The sequence below is a fragment of the Enterobacter sp. PTB genome (assembly GCF_051130085.1).
GTDB classification, from domain to species: Bacteria; Pseudomonadota; Gammaproteobacteria; order Enterobacterales; family Enterobacteriaceae; genus Enterobacter; species Enterobacter ludwigii.
This window is the reverse complement of sequence record NZ_JBDKEE010000089.1, coordinates 1-1,168: the sequence shown is the minus strand read 5'-3', so window position 1 is coordinate 1,168 and position 1,168 is coordinate 1. Positions and strand designations below refer to the sequence as shown.

General features: G+C 49.7%; 1 protein-coding gene. It reads right to left on the bottom strand.

From position 1 onward, the window contains the following. Window positions 1-130: 130 nt before the first annotated feature. The coding region (locus AAIR21_RS27685) for a DUF3987 domain-containing protein (RefSeq protein ID WP_434682812.1) at window positions 131-1,168 on the bottom strand (1,038 nt) is incomplete at its 5' end.

The following is a 1,168-nucleotide window of genomic DNA, read 5'->3' as shown; positions in this document are numbered from 1 at the left end:
AAAAATGAATGTATCCGTCACCCATTGTGCTCACGTTTTAGCGGCTAAATCTGCTTAATTTAGCAGATTTAGCCGCTTTTTTAGGTGTGTGCGGTTCAATTCGTCATCTGCGCGACCACCAGCGGCTTATTTACCCCCTGAAATTAAACGGAGCGATCAGCAGCGTTCTGCCATTATGCACCATAGAAATCCGGTAAGTATTATGCAGGTGTTCCAGTGCTGGCTGTAACCGGCCCGGTGTGCGAAGCAGATTTGGCACCCTGGGGCTCATCCAGCTCCTCGTTAAGGGCTGACCGTTATTATCCATGAAGCGATCATGCAGCCATCGCCATAACAGCACGGCATCCTGAACATGCTGAGGTTGTTCCGGCTTAGTACCAAATAAATAAAGCGCTTCGCCCAGATACCACTCACTGACCTTCTGCGCATCCAGTAAGGTTTTCTCCGGGATATCTCCTGCATCACCATTAAAGTAGTGGAACAATGCAGCAAGACGCGCCACCTTATTTCCTTCTTTAGAGGCAAAATCGCGCAGGGAATAATAACAGCCATTCTCAGCCATTTCCCGCTCAAGATACTCACCTATATCCCCCCATCGAAGTCGTGCTTCTGGCGTGAAAATCAGTTTTTGACGGTCAGAAAGTACCTTTGTTTCTGTTTTATGGGCGTAATCCTCTATCAGTTGTTGCAGTCGCCGATGGTACGGGGCCAGCAATTGCTTATACTCTTCCAGAGCAGGGCCGGTACGTGTACCAATTGTGCTATCAGGGCGAGCGAAAAAGAACCTTGCCAGAAAGCCACTTCCCCGTGCCTGCTGTTGTGCGCGTTTGAAATACTTACGTAATGGGGCGTCCTGCACCATCAGACTCGCGCTCAGTCTGGCTCCGTGGACACTAAAACTCTCAGAACAACGGCGGGAGACAGTAAACGATGCGCCATCCCACAGATCGTTAAGCAGCCCCAGATTCTGTATTGCCTGCCCTCCCAGTATGATATCCCCCTCTGCGGAGTGTAAGCCGATTGAGCCTCCTCCTTTGTGCAACTGAAATTGCAATGCAGCAGGAGTGATATCGCTGGCTAATAATTGTATCCGGAAAGGTTCCTGCGGAATGGTTTCCCGGTGTGCCCTGATACTCTCTTTAATCTCCTCTGTTGGCTGGTTTTTTTT